This is a genomic window from Rhodococcus erythropolis R138, assembly GCF_000696675.2.
GTDB classification, from domain to species: Bacteria; Actinomycetota; Actinomycetes; order Mycobacteriales; family Mycobacteriaceae; genus Rhodococcus_F; species Rhodococcus_F erythropolis.
The window spans coordinates 3,381,166-3,398,076 of sequence record NZ_CP007255.1; the positions used below are offsets into that span (position 1 = coordinate 3,381,166).

General features: G+C 62.8%; 15 protein-coding genes. 8 read left to right on the plus strand and 7 right to left on the minus strand.

Annotation, left to right across the window (positions count from 1 at the left end; translation table 11 throughout):
- Positions 1–103: 103 nt before the first annotated feature.
- Both H351_RS15775 and H351_RS15780 read right to left on the minus strand, forming a co-directional pair.
- Positions 104–673, minus strand: a complete 570-nt coding sequence (locus H351_RS15775; RefSeq protein WP_019748792.1) for a DUF5655 domain-containing protein — start codon at positions 671–673, stop codon at positions 104–106.
- Between the two features lie 41 nt (positions 674–714).
- On the minus strand, positions 715–1,368 hold the full coding sequence (locus tag H351_RS15780) for a GNAT family N-acetyltransferase (RefSeq protein ID WP_029255515.1): 654 nt from the start codon (positions 1,366–1,368) through the stop codon (positions 715–717).
- A 123-nt stretch (positions 1,369–1,491) separates the two neighbouring features.
- Here H351_RS15780 and H351_RS15785 point away from each other — a divergent pair, with 123 nt between their 5' ends.
- The 5 genes from H351_RS15785 to H351_RS15805 all read left to right on the plus strand — a co-directional run bounded on the left by H351_RS15785 (position 1,492) and on the right by H351_RS15805 (position 8,011).
- Positions 1,492–2,889: an MFS transporter gene (locus H351_RS15785; protein ID WP_020969800.1), complete on the plus strand. Its 1,398-nt coding sequence runs from the start codon at positions 1,492–1,494 to the stop codon at positions 2,887–2,889.
- Entirely contained in the window at positions 2,886–4,454 is a 1,569-nt protein-coding gene (locus H351_RS15790; protein ID WP_029255514.1) for a pyridoxal phosphate-dependent decarboxylase family protein, read from the plus strand. Before H351_RS15785 ends, H351_RS15790 begins: the two co-directional genes overlap by 4 nt.
- Positions 4,455–4,599: 145 nt before the next feature.
- Positions 4,600–5,931 carry an SAM-dependent methyltransferase gene (locus H351_RS15795; RefSeq protein ID WP_029255513.1) on the plus strand — a complete coding sequence of 444 codons (1,332 nt, stop codon included), beginning with the start codon at positions 4,600–4,602 and terminating at the stop codon, positions 5,929–5,931.
- A gap of 20 nt (positions 5,932–5,951) precedes the next feature.
- Positions 5,952–7,271: a lipase family protein gene (locus tag H351_RS15800; protein WP_029255512.1), complete on the plus strand. Its 1,320-nt coding sequence runs from the start codon at positions 5,952–5,954 to the stop codon at positions 7,269–7,271.
- Between the two features lie 68 nt (positions 7,272–7,339).
- Positions 7,340–8,011, plus strand: coding sequence for a DUF1345 domain-containing protein (locus H351_RS15805; RefSeq protein WP_020908009.1), 672 nt, complete (start codon positions 7,340–7,342; stop codon positions 8,009–8,011).
- 21 nt (positions 8,012–8,032) lie between these two features.
- Here the strand turns inward: H351_RS15805 and H351_RS15810 are convergent, their stop codons facing one another.
- A complete protein-coding gene (locus H351_RS15810; protein WP_020908008.1) occupies positions 8,033–8,662 on the minus strand; it encodes a LysE family transporter in 630 nt (209 codons plus the stop codon).
- Between the two features lie 110 nt (positions 8,663–8,772).
- On the opposite strand from H351_RS15810, the gene H351_RS15815 reads away from it, so the two are divergent.
- Entirely contained in the window at positions 8,773–9,429 is a 657-nt protein-coding gene (locus H351_RS15815; protein ID WP_003942413.1) for a nitroreductase family protein, read from the plus strand.
- Positions 9,423–10,046, plus strand: coding sequence for a dihydrofolate reductase family protein (locus tag H351_RS15820; RefSeq protein ID WP_029255511.1), 624 nt, complete (start codon positions 9,423–9,425; stop codon positions 10,044–10,046). The genes H351_RS15815 and H351_RS15820 overlap by 7 nt, the downstream gene beginning before the upstream one ends.
- On the opposite strand, the gene H351_RS15825 is transcribed toward H351_RS15820, so the two are convergent.
- Positions 10,043–10,846: a sulfite exporter TauE/SafE family protein gene (locus H351_RS15825; RefSeq protein WP_037120385.1), complete on the minus strand. Its 804-nt coding sequence runs from the start codon at positions 10,844–10,846 to the stop codon at positions 10,043–10,045. The genes H351_RS15820 and H351_RS15825 overlap by 4 nt on opposite strands.
- Before the next feature lie 92 nt (positions 10,847–10,938).
- Here H351_RS15825 and H351_RS15830 point away from each other — a divergent pair, with 92 nt between their 5' ends.
- Positions 10,939–11,742, plus strand: a complete 804-nt coding sequence (locus tag H351_RS15830; protein ID WP_029255509.1) for an AraC family transcriptional regulator — start codon at positions 10,939–10,941, stop codon at positions 11,740–11,742.
- Here H351_RS15830 and H351_RS15835 read toward each other — a convergent pair.
- The 3 genes from H351_RS15835 to H351_RS15845 all read right to left on the minus strand — a co-directional run bounded on the left by H351_RS15835 (position 11,720) and on the right by H351_RS15845 (position 16,879).
- Positions 11,720–12,169, minus strand: a complete 450-nt coding sequence (locus H351_RS15835) for a DUF8021 domain-containing protein (RefSeq protein WP_003942394.1) — start codon at positions 12,167–12,169, stop codon at positions 11,720–11,722. The two genes, H351_RS15830 and H351_RS15835, sit on opposite strands and share 23 nt — an antisense overlap.
- Before the next feature lie 46 nt (positions 12,170–12,215).
- Complete coding sequence (locus H351_RS15840) at positions 12,216–13,469, minus strand: glycoside hydrolase family 1 protein (RefSeq protein WP_029255508.1); 1,254 nt, start codon at positions 13,467–13,469, stop codon at positions 12,216–12,218.
- 140 nt (positions 13,470–13,609) lie between these two features.
- Positions 13,610–16,879 carry an arabinosyltransferase domain-containing protein gene (locus H351_RS15845; protein WP_420876461.1) on the minus strand — a complete coding sequence of 1,090 codons (3,270 nt, stop codon included), beginning with the start codon at positions 16,877–16,879 and terminating at the stop codon, positions 13,610–13,612.
- Positions 16,880–16,911: the final 32 nt, after the last annotated feature.

Sequence of the window (16,911 nt, forward strand, 5' to 3'; positions counted from 1 at the left end):
CGACCTTCCCCCGCGGTGAAGAAAGTCCCTGTTCTCCGACAAGGAGAACAGGGACTTTCGTGCAGCGTGCCGGTGAGTGGTTGCGTGGCGGCGAGTTAGTGTCCTACCGGCCGTTCTGTAGATACGCGATGGCTATCAGCGATCCGACTTCGTCGTTCACGTCCTCGGTGCTGGTGAGCCCGATCTTGTGAGTCGACTGCCCGGGAGCTTTGGCCGGCACCAGAAGTTCGGAACCGGGGGCCTCGACAAAACGTAGTCCGAGGTCGACTCGGGCTTTGGTGGCCGCTGCGATGGCAGCAAATTGGCGAGCGCGAACAAAGGGCGTGTATGTTCCGCGGCCTTCGACTCGAACATCGGTTCCGAGCTCTTCGATCAGACGTCGGGCTGCATCGAAGATGGGTCGCAGTGCTGCCTTCGGGCCGCTGTACTGCTGGTCGATGTATTGCTCGACGGTCGGCTCCACCCATCCCGACTGTTTGGCAGTCTCGAATGCAATTGCCCACTGCGAGTTCTGCGGTACACCGTGCTCTGCTTTCAGCCACTTGCGGACTTCGTTCTGATCGAGCGGGTCGACCCCCGACGTCCGCACAGCCTCAACCCATTCTTCGAGTGTGCGTCCGGTACGGTCGCGCATGGACGAGGTGACTGCGGCCATCATGTCGGAGGGTTCCATGTGTCTGTTCTACCGGTTGCCGCTGTGCACGTGTAGCTCGCTCAGTCGATGCCGAGCATCGCCCTGAGCGCGTCTGCGCCGGTCACTTCGACGGGGTACGGCGGTGCGACAAAATCTTCGCGGCTGAGGGTGAAGAGTCGACGCACGGTCATTCGGCCGTCGGCAGCCAACTCCTCTACTGTGCCGTCGGTGCGGTACCCGACTTTGGTCGACACCGTGATCGAGGCGGGGTTGTCCGTGAACGCCGACGACACGACGCTGCGTGCGCCCAAAGAGTCGAATGCGAATGCGCAGATTGCCTGTCGGGCAAGAGTGCCGATGCCCCGGCCTTGGAACCCGCGCCCGATCCACGAGCCGGTTTCACCGGTACGACTTTTGGGAAAGTCCGTCGCGGCGAACGCCTGGCAGCCGACAATTTCTCCGTCGACGACAATGGCTGTTTCGAATTTCCAGTCGGCCGTGGTCATCGCTCCGCGGACCGACCAGTGGTATTGGATGAATCTTCGCGACACTTCGGTGGGAGTGCCCACCGTCCAGGGGACGAGAAACGGCATCTGTTCGGCAGGGTGAATGCCGGCTCGGACCAGCGCAGCGAGTTCGGGGAAATGGTCGTCGCGCACAGGGACCAAGGTGACGGGCCCACACGTGATCGTGACTCCGTACGGAGGCCAGATCTCTGTCAGTGGACCAACCATCGTCTTCAGGCTTTCGTTCGTGTACGAATCGGTTCACAGTCTGGCATGCCCGGCCCGTCCGAGTGAGCGACTTCTGGTCATCGAGATTCTTTTGCCCTCGCGGTACGGAGTCGTGACATTAGTGTGTGGACGGTGACTACAGACAAACCGGTACGTCTTCGTGAAGGTAGATCGCCTGACAGGCTTTCGCGCGGCGTGGTGGCCGGATACGCAGCGGGAAGTGTCGGCACGGGTGGATTCGGTGTGCTTCCAGGTCTGGTACTGGCGTACTACCTGACCGATACGCTCGGCGTGGCCGCGGCGCTCGCGTCGCTTGTGGTCATTGTCCCGAAAATCGCCGACGTTCTGATCGATCCGCTGATCGGGTCGATCAGCGATCGAAGCTCTCATCGAACTGGTACGCGAGTGCCACTCATGCTCGCAGGCGCTCTGGGACTGCCGTTGCTCTTCATTCTCACGTTCTCAGCCCCCGTGTCTGCGGGCCCCGGAGTCGGGGCGTTGTGGGTGCTCGTCTTCTTCCTGCTCGCGGCCAGTGCCTACAGCCTCTTTCAGGTGCCGTACATCGCGTTGCCGACCGAGTTGACCGGCGATTACCACGAACGCACTCGTTTGGTATCGGTTCGAATTGCGGTGTTGGCCCTGACAATTCTGGTCATCGGCGCTGGTGGACCGGAACTTCGCGACGCTGCCGGGGGCGGAGCACGCGGTTATCTGGTCATGGCGATCGGGGTGTCGGCGCTGATGTGTGGGGCAATGATCTGGGCAGTTCGCGGAGCGGCGCGCCACACGGTGACTCACGCGGACGCGCCGGTCGGATCGTTGCTCTCGCAGTACCGGGACGGGTTCGACGCGATACGACGTACCCGCGCGTTCCGATTGCTGGTCATCGTCTTCGTGCTCCAAGCACTTGCCACCGCTGTGATGTTGGCGGGTGCGCAATATCTGGCGACCTATGTGATGGGCAGCGAAGGGGCGCTCACCGGTCTGTTCGTTGCACTCGTCGGACCAGCTCTCGTCGTCATGCCGCTGTGGTACCGGTTCTCGCATCGGTACGGAAAGCTTCGCGGCTACGTCGTGTCCTCGGTTCTGTTTGTCGTCGCGACGGCGTTGTTGACCCTTGCGGCTGTCAACGCCGGTTCGTGGATCTACGGTGCCGTCGCCCTTGCCGGCGTCGGATATGCCGGCATGCAGGTTTTCCCGTTGGCGATGCTTCCTGACGTCATCGAGGACGACGCGCGAATCGGTGGACGCCAACGTGGTGGTTCGCTCAGTGGCATCTGGACAGCCTCGGAAACCGCAGGCCTTGCCCTGGGGCCCGCGGTGTTCTTGGGTGTACTCGCGGTGACCGGCTTCGTTTCGAAAACTGCGGGCGAGACTGTCGTGCAACCGGAATCAGCGCTGACCGGAATAGCCCTTGGCTTCTCGGTCGTCCCGGCGATCCTGGTTGCGATCAGCCTGGTCGTACTGCGGAATTACCGCACCGAACAAGAATCCACTCACGAGAACGTAGGTGAACGATGAGTTCCACTCAGGCCGAGGAACTTCAGGGCAAGTTCGTCGAGAGCACAAACCTCGAGAAGAGGGCGGCCGACATCTTGACTCGGCTGCGTTCGCTTCGTGAGCAGGACGCCCCGACGCACGGAGGCCGGGTTCTGTCGTACGTGTACGACAGCGGTCTCGCAGCCCTCGACGAGTTGGCAGCGGACGCAGCTCGATTGGTTCAGCCGGTCAACGGTCTCGACCCGACGGTGTTCCCGTCCACGGCGGTGATGGAGCGTGAGTTGGTTGCGTTCGCTCGCGAGTTCCTCCATGGAGCTTCAGACCCAGCCGCAGATACAGACACAGACACAGGCGCCGGAGGCGTAGTCGTCGGAAATGTCACCAGCGGCGGAACGGAGAGTTGTGTGTTGGCCGTCAAGGCAGCTCGCGACTTCCGCGGGCTCCCGCCGGGTGAGGGTTCGCTGGTTCTTCCGACCACCGCGCACGCCGCTTTCCACAAGGCAGCGCACCTACTCGGACTGGAACTCGTCCTGGTACCCGTAGATTCCACGTCGGGGCGCGTGGGCGCACAAGATATTGCGACGGCAGTTCGGAAGGACACGGTTCTGATCGTCGTCTCGGCGCCCAACTACCCGTTCGCGGCGCTCGACCCGATCGCCGACGTCGCGGAAGTTGCTCGTGCACATTCGATTCCACTACATGTCGACGCCTGCATCGGCGGGCTTGCGTTGCCGTGGTGGGGTGATCTGCCGCCCTGGGATTTCCAGGTGCCCGGTGTCACCAGCATGTCGGTCGACTTCCACAAGTACGGATACTCACCCAAGGGCGTCTCGGTCTTGCTGCACCGTGGGCGTGACCTGCATCGCAAGCAGTATTTCGGGCTCACGGACTGGCCGGGGTATCCGGTGGTCAATCCCACGCTTCTCGGTTCCAAATCCGTTGCTGCACTGGCCGGAGCGTGGGCGATTTCGCAAGTTCTCGGGCAATCCGGGTACGCCGAACTGGTGTCCCGTGCGCGGCGGGCCACCCGTGCGCTGATCGACACGGTCCAGGGCATCGACGGGCTTCGCGTCGTGGGCTCGCCGGTGGGGCCGCTGTTCGCGGTCGCCGCCGATGGTTCGGTGCCCCTCGAACGTCGAGTCGATCCGCATCGCTGGGTCAGCGCTGTCGGTGCCCGCGGCTTCGTCCTTCAAGGGCAGCCGGCGTCGACGCAGCCTGACGGAACTGTATTGCCTCGAACAACCCACCTCACCGTCACCCCGGTGACGGAGTCTGTGCTCGGCGAGTTGACCAATGCGCTCGTCCTCGGTGCCGACGACGTTCGCGGCTTGGCGGCAGCCGAGGCGCCGCCGGCACTGGCAGAGTTGGCCGGAGCATTCGAACGTGGCGATGTCACCGTCGCCGATGTTCTTGCGTTGCCCAGTGACGCTGTCGCGGCAGCTTTGAGGTCGGCGGGGCTGGATCCTCGGGGTTCTGCTGATTCTCCCTTGGACATGGCGGCCGTCCTCGCGGCAGTGGAATCGCTGCCACGTGAGGTGACTAAGAGACTGCTGGTGGAATTCCTCGCCGGGCTGGTGGAGCCCTGACACCGCTATGAATACCGAAACCTCGATGAATACCGAAACTGCGATGAACACTGCCCAAAACTCGGACAAATGGCGCGAAAGATTCGCGAATCGGGCGTAAGTTTTCTGTCATCGGCTAACCATCTTTTGTCGGAGGGGTTGATCTGTGACTGGTGCCGCGACCAAAATTTTGACGGTTTTCGAGGAAGTGATCGGGATTCCGCTTCCGGTTCGCGTGCGATGTTGGGACGGTTCGGAGGCAGGTCCGCCGGACGCCGCTGCGCGGGTACATTTCCGGAATCGGCGTGCCCTACGCCGAGTCCTGTACTCTCCCAACGAATTGGGACTGGCGAGGGCATACGTGTCCGGCGATCTGGACGTAGACGGCGATATCTTTGCGCTCCTCGATGTCCCGGATCTGGTCACGCGGCTCGGTGAGAATCGTTTGTCGGCGTTGCCGTTGCGCTCACTGGTGCGCGCCGCCGGTACTTTCGCCGGCTTGGGGGCGGTGGGTCCGCCGCCATCGCCTCCGTCGATCGAGATGCGTCGTAAGCGAGGCAAGCGGCACAGTAAATCACGCGATTCGGCCACGGTCTCCCATCACTACGACGTCGGGAACCGCTTCTACGAAATGTTTCTCGGGCCGAGCATGGTCTATTCGTGCGGGTACTGGCCGGAAGGGGTCGAATCCCTCGAAGCTGCTCAGTACGCGAAGCTGGATCTGATTTGCCGCAAGCTCGATCTGAAGCCGGGAATGCGACTGCTCGACGTCGGTTGTGGCTGGGGATCGATGGCACTGCACGCTGCCCAGAACTACGGCGTCGACGTCGTCGGAGTGTCACTGAGCAACGAGCAGGTCGAGTACGCCAAGGGACGAGTTGCCGACGCGGGTTTGGCCGATCGTATCGAGATTCGGGTGCAGGACTATCGCGACGTCGACGACGGCCCGTACGACGCGATTTCGAGCATCGGCATGTCCGAGCATGTGGGCCTGGCCAATTTGCCGAGGTACACGGCAAAACTCTTCGACCTGCTCGTGCCACAGGGTCGTCTGCTCAATCACGCCATCGCGGCGGTGAAGTCTTTGTCGGACAACGTCGATGACGGACGCAGTTTCATCGACAGGTACATCTTCCCGGACGGTGAGATCCTTCCGCTGAGCAAAACCATTGATGCGCTCGAACTTTCAGGTTTCGAGACGCGTGACAGCGAGGCGTTGCGCGAGCATTACGCCTTGACGCTGCGCGCGTGGGTACAGAACCTTCGCGAGAACTGGGACGCATCGGTCCTACAGGTCGGTGCTCCCCGCGTGCGTACCTGGTTGCTGTATCTCGCTGCCAGTGCCCTGGGTTTCGAGGAGCCGCACAGGCTTACGATTCATCAGGTCCTGGCCGTGAAACCAGGGGATCGGGGGGCCAGTGGCATGGCCCGCTCGCGTAGCAGTTGGTATCGATCGATTGAAGTCCCGCAGATCGAAACCGGTCCGCGCGTCGACTGAGGCCTATACGTTGGATTTCCATGAGCACCCGGAAGGTTGTCCTCGCGGCACTGAAGATTTCGGCCGTTGCGGTATCGGCGCTGTTGTCGACCTCGCTACTGTTCACACCGATATCGAACGCCGAACCTGTGAACGATTTCTACGACGCGATTCCGGGCGACGTCGGTGATCCGGGCTCGGTGATTCGGACGGAACCGCTGCCGCTGGCCGGTGCCGTCGGCGGAGTGCCTGGTGTGGGGACCCGGATCCTGTATTCGAGTACCGACACCCACGGATCCAATGTTGCTGTGTCGGGCTCATACCTGGAGCCGGCTGCCCCGTGGTCAGGCGCGGGCCCGCGCCCGACGGTCGTGATCGGTCCGGGCACGCAGGGCCAAGGTGATCAGTGCGCGCCGTCGAGGATGTTCCCCACTGCCGGTCAACTCCGCCTGGCGGAACCCAGGAATCCGTCGAACTACGGTGCCGGTGTGGACAGTTTCGGTGTCAACTACGAGTCAGCATTTGCTTTCGCATTCCTAGCCCATGGCGTTCGCGTGTTTGTCACCGACTACATCGGACTCGGAACACCCGGCATCCATACCTACGTCAATCGCGCCGAGGAAGCCCATGCGATGTTGGACGGTGCACGCGCTGCCCGAGCCTTGGCGAACACAGGAGAGGACGATCCGATAGCGCTGTGGGGCCATTCGCAGGGCGGCGGCGCCACTGCCGCTGCAACCGAACTGGCACCCGAATACGCGCCTGAGTTGAATCTGGCCGGGAGTTACGCGAGCGCGCCCCCGGCAGACCTGGCAAGCGTTCTGCGTCATATCGACGGTACCGGCCTGATGGCCGCGATCGGCTACACGATCAACGGCGTCCTCGACCGATATCCCGCCGCCCGAGAGCCGATCGAATCTCGACTCAACGAATACGGCCGGTCCGTGCTCGCCGACGTCGCCGGGCAATGCCTCATCGATTCCCGAACCAAGTACGGGAAGCAGTCGACGGCGTCGTGGACCACGGACGGCCGGCCACTTGCCGACGTGGTGGAATCGGTACCGGAGATCCAGCAGGTGATCGAGGAACAACGCATCGGGCGGCGAACCCCGGCCTCGCCGATTCTGGTCAACGGAGCGCTCAACGACGATTTCATCCCGTACGAGCAAACCCGGCGCCTGGTTCAGGACTGGTGCGCGCGCGGGGCCGAGGCGACGTTGTTCACCGACACCCTGCCTGCAGTGAATCCGGGGAGCGGTAACAATCACCTCGCGCCGGCCGTAGCGGACTTCGGTGTCGGATTGCAGTACGTGCTGGACAGATTCAACGGAAAGCCATTGGCCGGTGCGTGCAACGCCTGAGACACCTGCTTCTCGATTACCTTGCGGCGTAACCACCGTCTCACTGCGAACGGTGGTTGACTGAGCCCGTGAACGATCGATCGCACGACCTGCCGATCAACCCGGTTCCGCGGAGTGAGCTGGGTGCCGGGCCAGCGCTGAGAGTGTCGACAGGTCTGGTGCTCGGTGTCGCTGCAGGCGTCGTCACGGCGTTGGTCGGCTACCCCCGGTTCGCCTTCCTGATCGGCTGGGATGTCGCGGCGATGGTGTTCACGGTCTGGACGTGGATTCTGGTCTGGCCCTTCGATGCGACGCTCACCGCGAGCCACGCAACGCGGGAAGAACCGGCTCGCAACGTCGCACACCTGCTGATTCTCGGCGCTGCCGTCGCGAGCCTGGTCGGTATCGCGTTCCTGCTCTTGGCGGCACCCGACGGACATCACTACCAAGTCGTGGCGGCATCGGTTGCAGTAGGCAGCGTCGTGATCTCGTGGCTGGCGGTCCACACGCTGTTCGCCCTCGGCTATGCGCGGCTGTACTACTCGGGCCCCGACGGCGGAATCGATTTCAATCAGGAAGAACCGCCGCGGTACAGCGATTTCGCCTACGTGGCCTACACGGTCGGGATGAGCTTCGCGATTTCCGACACCAACTTGAAGTCGTCGGACATGCGCGCGATGGCGCTCGGCCACGCATTGCTGTCGTACCTCTTCGGTTCGGTGATCGTGGCGTCCGTCGTCAACTTGATTGCAGGCCTGTGACCGATCAAGCCGTGTGACCGATCAAGCTGCTGCACGCCCGATGCTCGAGAGGAAGCCGGCGGCTCCGAAGAACAGGCCGGCGAACACTCGATTGGTGGTTCGCTGCTGTTTGGGGGATCGCATCAGGGTGAGCACTCGTGCGGCCAGCCCGGTGTATCCGGTCATCACGATCACGTCGACTGCGCACATCGTGGCGGCGATGATCAGATACTGCGGAAGCAGCGGTGCCGACGGGTCCAGGAATTGTGGGAGCACTGCGAGCATGAAAACGACAGCCTTCGGGTTGCTCGCGTTCACGAGAAAACCGCGAAGCATCATCATCGGGCCGGAACTGCTCGCGGTTGCCTCGTCGGTCTCCACCTCGGTGGGCGCCGATCGCCACTGCCTGATTCCCAGGTAGACGAGGTATGCCACACCGAACCACTTGATCAAGGAAAAGGCCACGGTCGAACTGGCGAGAATTGCACCGACCCCGGCCGCGACAATTCCGATCTGCAGCAGCAATCCCAACTGCAGCCCGAAGATGTTCCAGTATCCGCGCCGCAAGCCGTAGGCAAGCCCTGACGACATCGACGCAATGGCGCCGGCCCCCGGTGACAGGCTGATCACCCAACTTGCTCCGAAGAACGCCAACCAGACGTGCCAACTCATGTCGAAAGTCCTTTGATCGGGGAATACTCCCGACAACCAGCACGCACGGGATCAGAAAAGTGTAGACGGACTGTCCTGCTCACTGCTCGCGACAGTGCAATGATCGGGAGATGACGTCGTATCCCGTACTCGACCTGACACCCGACGAATTACTGACCACAACGCGGACGGTTCGAAAGCGTCTGGATCTGACCCGTCCCGTGCCGTTGGACCTGGTGAAGGAATGCCTCCAGATCGCCCTGCAGGCGCCCTCCGGTTCGAATCGCCAGGGGTGGCAGTGGATGGTGGTGACCGATCCGGCACTGCGTGCAGCAGTCGGGCAGATCTACAAGGAAGTCACCGACGAGTACCTTGCTTCTCACGGTTCGGCGGCAAAACTCTTCGCCGATGATCCCGATCGCGCGCCGATCCAACAGCGAGTAGGCACCAGCGTCGCGTGGCTCGGTGAGCACATGGGCGAGGTGCCGGTTCTTCTCATTCCGTGCATCAAGGCGGGTAAGACGTTGCCGGAGGGGAACCAGGCCGGTCTGTGGGGTTCTCTACTCCCGGCCGCGTGGAGTTACGCTCTGGCCGCACGGGCACGTGGACTCGGTACGGCGTGGACGACATTGCACCTGCAGCGTGAAGCGGAAGTTGCCGAGCTGCTGGGTATTCCGGCCGGATTCCATCAGGCGGCGCTTATCCCGACGGCGTACTTCACCGGCGAGACGTTCAAACCCGCCGCCCGTGAACCGGTCGACAACGTGCTGCACGTGGACCGATGGTGAGCCTGATCTACTCGGCGATCTGCTCGATCGACGGGTATGTGGCTGATGAGCAGGGGAACTTCGACTGGGCGGTTCCCGACGCGCAGGTCCATTCGTTCGTCAACGAGCTCGAGAGGGGAGTCGGCACGTACCTGCTCGGGCGCCGGATGTACGAGACGATGATTCCCTGGGAGACGATGATTCCCTGGGAGACAACGGCACACGAGGACCTTCAAGGTACTTCCGCATCGGTAGGTTCTTCGGTGCCGGACGAGTTTGCCGGAATCGAGGCGGCGACAGTCGAGTTCGCTCAGATCTGGGGTGGCATCGATAAAATCGTGTACTCCACGACGCTGAACGAGGTGTCGACGGCGCGCACAACGATTTCCCGGGACTTCGACGCCGACGCCGTTCGTGCGCTCGAGAGCGAAGCGGTACAAGATATCTCGATCGGCGGGCCGACGATCGCTGCAAGTGCATTCGCGGCGGGGCTGGTCGACGAATGCCGACTGTTCGTCTGCCCGGTCAGCGTAGGAGGCGGATTGCCTGCCCTTCCGCGCGGGCGACTGGACCTGCAGCTGCTCGAAGAGAAAACCTTCGACGGCGGCGTCATCTATCTGCGGTACGCCGTCCGCTAAGCCGCGATCATCACCGCCGTGACTACTGCGAGTAGAGCGATGTAGGCGGCGGCATGGATCCGGTCCGGGATGGCGCCGACAATTCGCCGGCTCAGTGCAATCGCAGGTAGAGAGCCGGCCAGTAACGCGCAAACGGCGAGAAGGTCGATTGCGCCGACTCTGCCCGCTGACAGATCCGAGGCGGTGCTGTGCCCTGATGAGGCCGCGTACACCGCAGTCGCGACGACGGCGACAGGCAAGCTCAACGGGTTGGCGCTCGCGGCGGCGTCGGCCATCGGAACTCCGCCGCGACGCATCATCGGAACCGTCATGACGCTCCCGCCGACTCCGAGGAAACTTGCGACGGCGCCGATGCCTATCCCGACAGCGCGGACGCCGTGACGGTCAAGATGTTCTCGAGGTTCAGGTGGTGTCAGAAACCCTTGTCGCAGAAGGCTGTCGAGGATTGTGACCACGAGGTAGAGGACGAACAGAATCCGAACGGCGCCGTCGTCGACGTGACCTGCCGCAACCGCTCCGAGGCCTGCTCCGGCTGCGACGGGGCCCATCAGTGGTCTGATGTACTCCGCCCGAAGCCGTCCTGATTTCCTGAATGCGATTGTGGCACTGAGTGAATTGACCACCATCACTGCCGCCGAGGATGCGACGGCGACATGCATCGGATCGGTGACGTCCGCCCGAAGTGTGGATGCAGCGTAAACGACTGGGACGGTGACAAACCCGCCACCGAATCCGAACAGAACGGTAGTGACTCCGGTCAAGGCGCCGAAAGCGAGAAGGATGAGGGCGTAGTGAAGCACTTGATGAACGGTAGCGATTTCTCCGCTGGCGCACATTCGAAGGTTCGCCATGTTCCATTGTCAATCAGACACGGACTCGGTAGGTTCCTCCGGTGCGCAACATCTCGATCAACGACGTCGATCACTCACCTCGCGGTGTTCTCGCAATCGGAACCGACTACCCACCAGGTCACGTGCTGGCCGCCCACGAACATCGACGAGCCCAGTTTCTCTTCGCTGTGAACGGTGCGATGAACGTCGAAACCGATGACGGTGAGTGGACGGTTCTGCCGTCCAATGCGGTCATGATTCCCGCCGGTGTCGCTCATGCCGTGACAATGGACGGCGTCAGCACGCGAAGCCTCTACATCGAACCGTCCGCAGCGCCGTGGTTCCCGGTCAGGTGCCGAGTCGTCGCGGTGTCGTCGCTCCTGCGTGAGCTGCTCGTCGCTGCAGTCGAAATGGATGTCGAGCTGAACGTGGAGGACGACTTCCCCGCGCACGGACGCGGCGCCGCGGTATTTCAGCTGATCCTGCACGAACTTCGCGATCTTGCGCCCCTACCTGTGGAACTCCCGCTGCCTCGGCACCCGGGATTGCGGGCGTTGTGCACGCGGTATCTCGCCGGCCCGTCGATCCACGACTCGCCCACGCGGTGGGCCGAGCAACTCCACATCAGTGAACGAACACTGCACCGCTTGCTGATCTCGGAAACGGGGATGAGCGCGTCGTCGTGGATGCAGCGTGCCTGCATTCTTCACGCGCTCCCGAAACTCTCTGCCGGTGCCAGTGTGACAGCCGTTGCGGCTGAACTCGGATACTCGACGCCGGCTGCCTTCGCAGCGATGTGCACCCGAGTCTCGGGTGCACCGCCCAGTAGCTATCGGGCGCGCGTCACGACACAGACACCGGGATGATGTCGGCGACGACGTCGTGGATGAGACCGTCACGGACTTCGAAGGTTTCACGAATCTCCACGGTCATGAGGCGAGTGCCACCGATTCCCGCGTCGAGCAGATAGGTGGTCGAGACGATGTCCCCGGCTTCCGACATCTCGAGGTCTCGTACGCCCTGGATAACGCGGTATTGGATACCGTTTTCGAGGTCGGCGGACATCTGTGGTCCGGAGAACCCCGTCTTGAGTCCGGCTTCGACGCGCGTCGCATCCGGGGCGAAATGAACATCGGAAACGTCATGGGAGACCAGGGCGTCGATGTAGGCGCGTGCTTGCGCCTCGCGGGGTGAATCGGCCGGGTTGGGGGCTGCTGTCGCAGCGCCTCCGGCAACCAGGATCAGGGCAGCCGTGGCAGCGGCAGTTCCGGCGATATTTCGCAGTGTTCGCATGGGACATCCTAACGACGAGGTGTGGAGGAATTTCGGAAAACGGCCGTCATCGAGTAGCCGTACAGCTGCGGGGAGGATCGACGAGCGAGCAGAAAGCCGGGGCCATGACGGGCACGTAGTCGGCCCCGACGCCGTTCTCGTGAATGATCCGGCGGTAGGCGTCGACGCCGTCGGTCGGGATTCGCGCCGCAGTGGGATCGCCGAGAACATCGACCGTGTAGAGGCCGAATCGAGGTCGGTACGAACCCCATTCGTAGTTGTCGGTGATGGACCAGTAGTTGTAGCCGATCACGTCGGCACCGTCTTCTCGGGCGCGTTCCATCCAATAGATGTGATCGCGTAAGTGATTCGCGCGTGTGTAACCGTCGGTGCGCGGCGCTCCATTGTCGGTGGGCATGCCGTTCTCGACGATGTAGAGGGGGAGCTCCGGATACTTGTCCGAGTACCGCATCAATGCGTCGTAGAGGCCTTCGGGTTGTGGTGTGACGTTGTAGAACTCGTCGAGTGCGGCGTACGCGGCAGTCGGATTGTTCAGGGCCACACCGTAGTAGTAGTCGATCCCGAGAAAGTCGAGCTTGTCGCGCACCCGATCCGTGAATACCGAATCGATCGCCTCGGACACGCCGGGAATGAAGGAGAAATTACTGCTCACGCGGGCACCGGGATCGAGAACATGGATGCGGTCGTAGATCGCCCGGTGGACTCGGACCAATGAATCGAACATCGACGGTGCCTGGGTGAGTGCGATTCCGCCGTAGGTCAATTCACGCTGAACATACACAGTCGGCTCGTTGATCGTGATCCACAGCGCCCCGATTCCGGAGTACCGCTCGACTACCTTCTCTGCGTTGACCAGCCAATCGGCTTCCGTCTTCGGATTTGTCCAGCCGCCTTGATCGACAACCCATCCCGGATACACCCAGTGGTCGAGCGTGATCATCGGAGTCATGCCCCGCGCGCGGATGTGAGCCACCACGTCGTCGTAGTACGCGAATTCGGCCTCGTTCCAGCTCCCGGCGGCGGGCTGAACTCGCGCCCACTCGACGCCGAATCGGAAAACCTTCGATCCCAGATCGGCCGCCCGGTCGATGTCCTCGGCGTAGCGACGCCGGAAGTTGACCGAATCACCGATTTTGTCGTGGGTTCGTCCGGAATCGGAGTATCGAGACCAGTTGCTGTCCGGTGACGAACCTTCTGATTGGAATCCGGAGGTGGCAACGCCCCAGAGGAAGTCATCCGGTACCTCCGCCGAGGCGCGAGTGGGAAAGGCGAGCGCCCCGAGCAGGCACGTCAGTGCCATGAGTGCAGGCGTAATAGACCGTGACAGGGCTCCCATGCCTGGGAGACTAAGTCATACAAGTGTCCAGTCGCAGGCGTTTCGTCCGATCCGCCCGCGACTGGACCGTGTCACTCAGTGACCCAGCCGCTCAGAAATTCCGCTCAGAAAACCATGGTCATCGATCCCGGATTCCACGTCCCGGAGCGCTGAACGGTCGCTTCGTCGACCTGGGCAGGCACTGCACTCGGATCGATCGGTGTGTACTTCTCGATCGAACCCCAGTCGCGAGCCCAGTCGTTGTCGAGGTACGACGGAATGGTCTGAGCGGTCAGGAGCAGATCGATCCACCCCAACGGTCCACCGCCGTAGTGGTCCTGCCAGGCGCTGGTCACGAGCGCGCCGGAATGGTCGGGAAGGATCCGATACTCGGGGACCTCGGCGATACCGACCCGATGATCGAAGGGGCGTTGGCACGGGAATGCCAGTCCGACAGCCCAATCCAGCATGACGGGCGCCTGTGAACCGACGACGTCGTTGAGCTTCTGGGTCTTCGGAACCCGCGGCGGGGTGACGGCCACCCATTGGTCGGGCTTGCTGTCGTAGTCGCTGACGACAAGTCGAATGCTGTTGGCTTCGACGGGAATCTGGTCCAGCGGCACACGCAGGTTCCGCCATGAGGGTGCCGGACCGATGTCGAGAGGCGCGATCTTTCCGAGTGTTTCCACCGCGTCTGTTTCGGCATCGTCGACGCCACGCGCTGTTCCGTATTCGACCTCGACGTTCTGGCCGTAGGTGACGATTCCGTCCTTGTCGACCGACCGAACACGACCAGCGGTTGCAATCGAGATGATATCGCCGCGTGTGGCGTTCTCGCCCACGTCGGGGAGTTGGTACCAGTCGCTGGTCAGCGTGCCGGGGGAGGGCTGACCGTAACTACCCATGACGGGTGTTGTCGCCGGGTCGAGACCGAACGGTAACGCGACCGAACTGCCGTTGACCCCGGTCTGTCCGGCGCCTCCGCCGGTTCCGGCCGAGTTACCGGCGGTGTCCTCGGAGGTGTCGACGGTGTTCGCGCCGCCGGTAGCCGTGGCTTCCTTGTCTGCTCGAAGGTCGGAGGCGACGCCATTCGGATCGAATCCCGTAGCCCCACCGGCGGAGAGTGCTGTGGCGACGCTGCCCGAGAGGGGCGTCAGCATCGAGGCGTTCGGATCGGTCTCGAGCAGAACGTCGTTGGCGAGTCCGCAGTGTTGGCCGAGAACGGCGTCGACGTTTGCACGGCCCACCGAATAGGCCGGGTATTGGGTGATCGCGCCCTTGGCCATGGACAGCACCTCGAAGAGGACCATGGCACCTGCGGCAATCGTCAGTGGCGAGATGGCAAGCAGTCGAGCGTGCTTCGCGGACGGTTCCTTCCCGGCGGTGTACGGCTCACGGAAGAAGTACCACGCGGCGACGCCGAGCATCAGCACCGTCAGCCCGAGGAGGACGGTGCTCGCGCCGAGTCCGCTGATGGACACCGGCTTGTCCCACCACGGAACGCTGTAGCTGGACACGTAGTAATAGCTGTTGCTGCCGGTGAATGCGACAGCCAGGAGAAACAGTACGGCTGCCGCGAAGAGGGCCCGATTGCGCGGCGAGCGCAGGAGTTTTGTACCCACGGCGACCGCCGTCATCATCGCCAGAACGGCGGTGAGTCCGGCAAAGATTCCGAAGTGGTGCGTCCACTTGGTCGGCGAGAACATCAGCAGTGGCAGTGCGCCGATCGTCAGCCCCACGACGCGGCGTGACGGACCGGCGGCCAAGCCGGGAATCCGGCCGCCCTTGCGCAGCATCATCGCGGTGCAGACGCCAAGGCACAGAACCATGACGAACACACCGAATCTGCGAGTCAGAGAACCGTCGACGGAGATGTTGAAGAGGTATTGGTAGCGGAGGTACTCGTCGAACCAGGGCTGGTTCGGTGAGATCGAGTGGACGCGTTGCATCTCGATGACGGCGGCGAGGCTCTGATCGCCGAACGCGGGGATGAGGATCGACAGTCCGGCAGCTAGCAGTGGCCCGACGGCCGCGATGTAACCGGTGGTGCGGGCACGTTCGATGATGATGCGCATGATCGGGCGGATTCCGGCGATCAGTGCGGCGAAGCAGATGAGGCCGGAAGGCCCGGCGGTCAAGGTGAATCCGGCGATCAGAATCGCGACTGCGACCGGCAGAAGTCGTCTCGTCGCGACTGCGCGTTCGATCGAGCACCACGTCAGCAGGACGCCGAGAGCAACGATCGGTTCGGGGCGCAGTCCGTTGTTGAACGGAAGCCAGAACGCGAGGAAGACAAGCGCGCCGGTCCACAGGGCGAGCCGGTTTCCGCGAATTGCGGCTCCCAGTCGAGGCGCGACCTCGCGGCTGATGACGAGCCAGGTGATGATGCCTGCCAACAGAGCAGGCAGACGAACCCAGGGGCTTGCAGTGCTGACGTGCGCCAGGAGTCCGAGGATGTTGTAGTACGGCGTTCCGAACGGGGTCTCGGGGACCGCGAACCACCGGAAATAGTTGGACATGTAGCCCGATTGCTCGGAGGCCCTGGCCATCGTGAACTGGTAGCCGTCATCGGTGGTGGTAGCGCCGATGAAGTGCCAGAGCACCAGAGTTCCGACGACGACACCGTCGAGGACGGTGAACTTCCACCATCGGGCGGGCAGAAATTTGCGTGTGCCCCGGCCGTCGCGGTTGTCGAGGCGGTGCAGCGCGAAGAGGGACACGACAGCCGTGAGTGCCCCGAGAATCATGGCGAGAGTCTTGATCACCGACGGGCTCGACGTGAAGCGAGAGTCCGCCTCGATCGAGACGTTCAAACCGGCTGATGCCGAATCGAGGTCGCTGAAGACGCCGACTACCTGTGGTCGGCTGTCGCCCTCGATGACGCGCGGTTCGGAACCGGTGGCGCTGAAGGTGGTTCGGGTCGGCTCGGCGGCGAGCGTGAGTGCGCATCCAGTTTGTAGATCAGCAACGGGTGTCGAGAGCAGCACTTGATCGCGCAGGACAACGTCGACCTGAGCGGGAGCGTCGGCGGATTCGGGGGAGACAGTGGCAACAAATCCGTAGCGGCGCGCATCGGCGGCACCCGGGGGAGCCGTCGAGACGAGTGTTCCGCCGGTGGCGGCCAACTCGCTGATCGACGCGCACGGGATCGATGCCTCCATGCGCAGCGGTGTGTACGAGACCAATGGCGCCTCGACGCTTTTCGTCGACCCGGCCTGCGGCCAGTTGACGACGGCTGTGTCCTGCTCGATCGGCAGGAACGGCACTGATCCGCACAAAACTATGCCGAGGATCGATGCGACAATCGCAACGATCCGTGCTCGGTTCGGTCCGCTGGATCGCTGAGGGGTCGGCAAGGCCGGAGGTGCGGTCGTGGCCACGTCACTGTCTGTCACGACTTTGGACCCTAGCTGTGCGTGACGTGTTT

What these genes read in the sequence shown, in the direction of transcription:
- H351_RS15810 (WP_020908008.1), bottom strand. Translation starts at nt 8,662, where the DNA reads ATGAGTTGGCACGTCTGGTTGGCGTTCTTCGGAGCAAGTTGGGTGATC.
- H351_RS15835 (WP_003942394.1), bottom strand. Translation starts at nt 12,169, where the DNA reads ATGCGAACACTGCGAAATATCGCCGGAACTGCCGCTGCCACGGCTGCC.
- H351_RS15790 (WP_029255514.1), top strand. Translation starts at nt 2,886, where the DNA reads ATGAGTTCCACTCAGGCCGAGGAACTTCAGGGCAAGTTCGTCGAGAGC.
- H351_RS15800 (WP_029255512.1), top strand. Translation starts at nt 5,952, where the DNA reads ATGAGCACCCGGAAGGTTGTCCTCGCGGCACTGAAGATTTCGGCCGTT.
- H351_RS15820 (WP_029255511.1), top strand. Translation starts at nt 9,423, where the DNA reads ATGGTGAGCCTGATCTACTCGGCGATCTGCTCGATCGACGGGTATGTG.
- H351_RS15840 (WP_029255508.1), bottom strand. Translation starts at nt 13,469, where the DNA reads ATGGCACTGACGTGCCTGCTCGGGGCGCTCGCCTTTCCCACTCGCGCC.
- H351_RS15775 (WP_019748792.1), bottom strand. Translation starts at nt 673, where the DNA reads ATGGAACCCTCCGACATGATGGCCGCAGTCACCTCGTCCATGCGCGAC.
- H351_RS15780 (WP_029255515.1), bottom strand. Translation starts at nt 1,368, where the DNA reads ATGGTTGGTCCACTGACAGAGATCTGGCCTCCGTACGGAGTCACGATC.
- H351_RS15815 (WP_003942413.1), top strand. Translation starts at nt 8,773, where the DNA reads ATGACGTCGTATCCCGTACTCGACCTGACACCCGACGAATTACTGACC.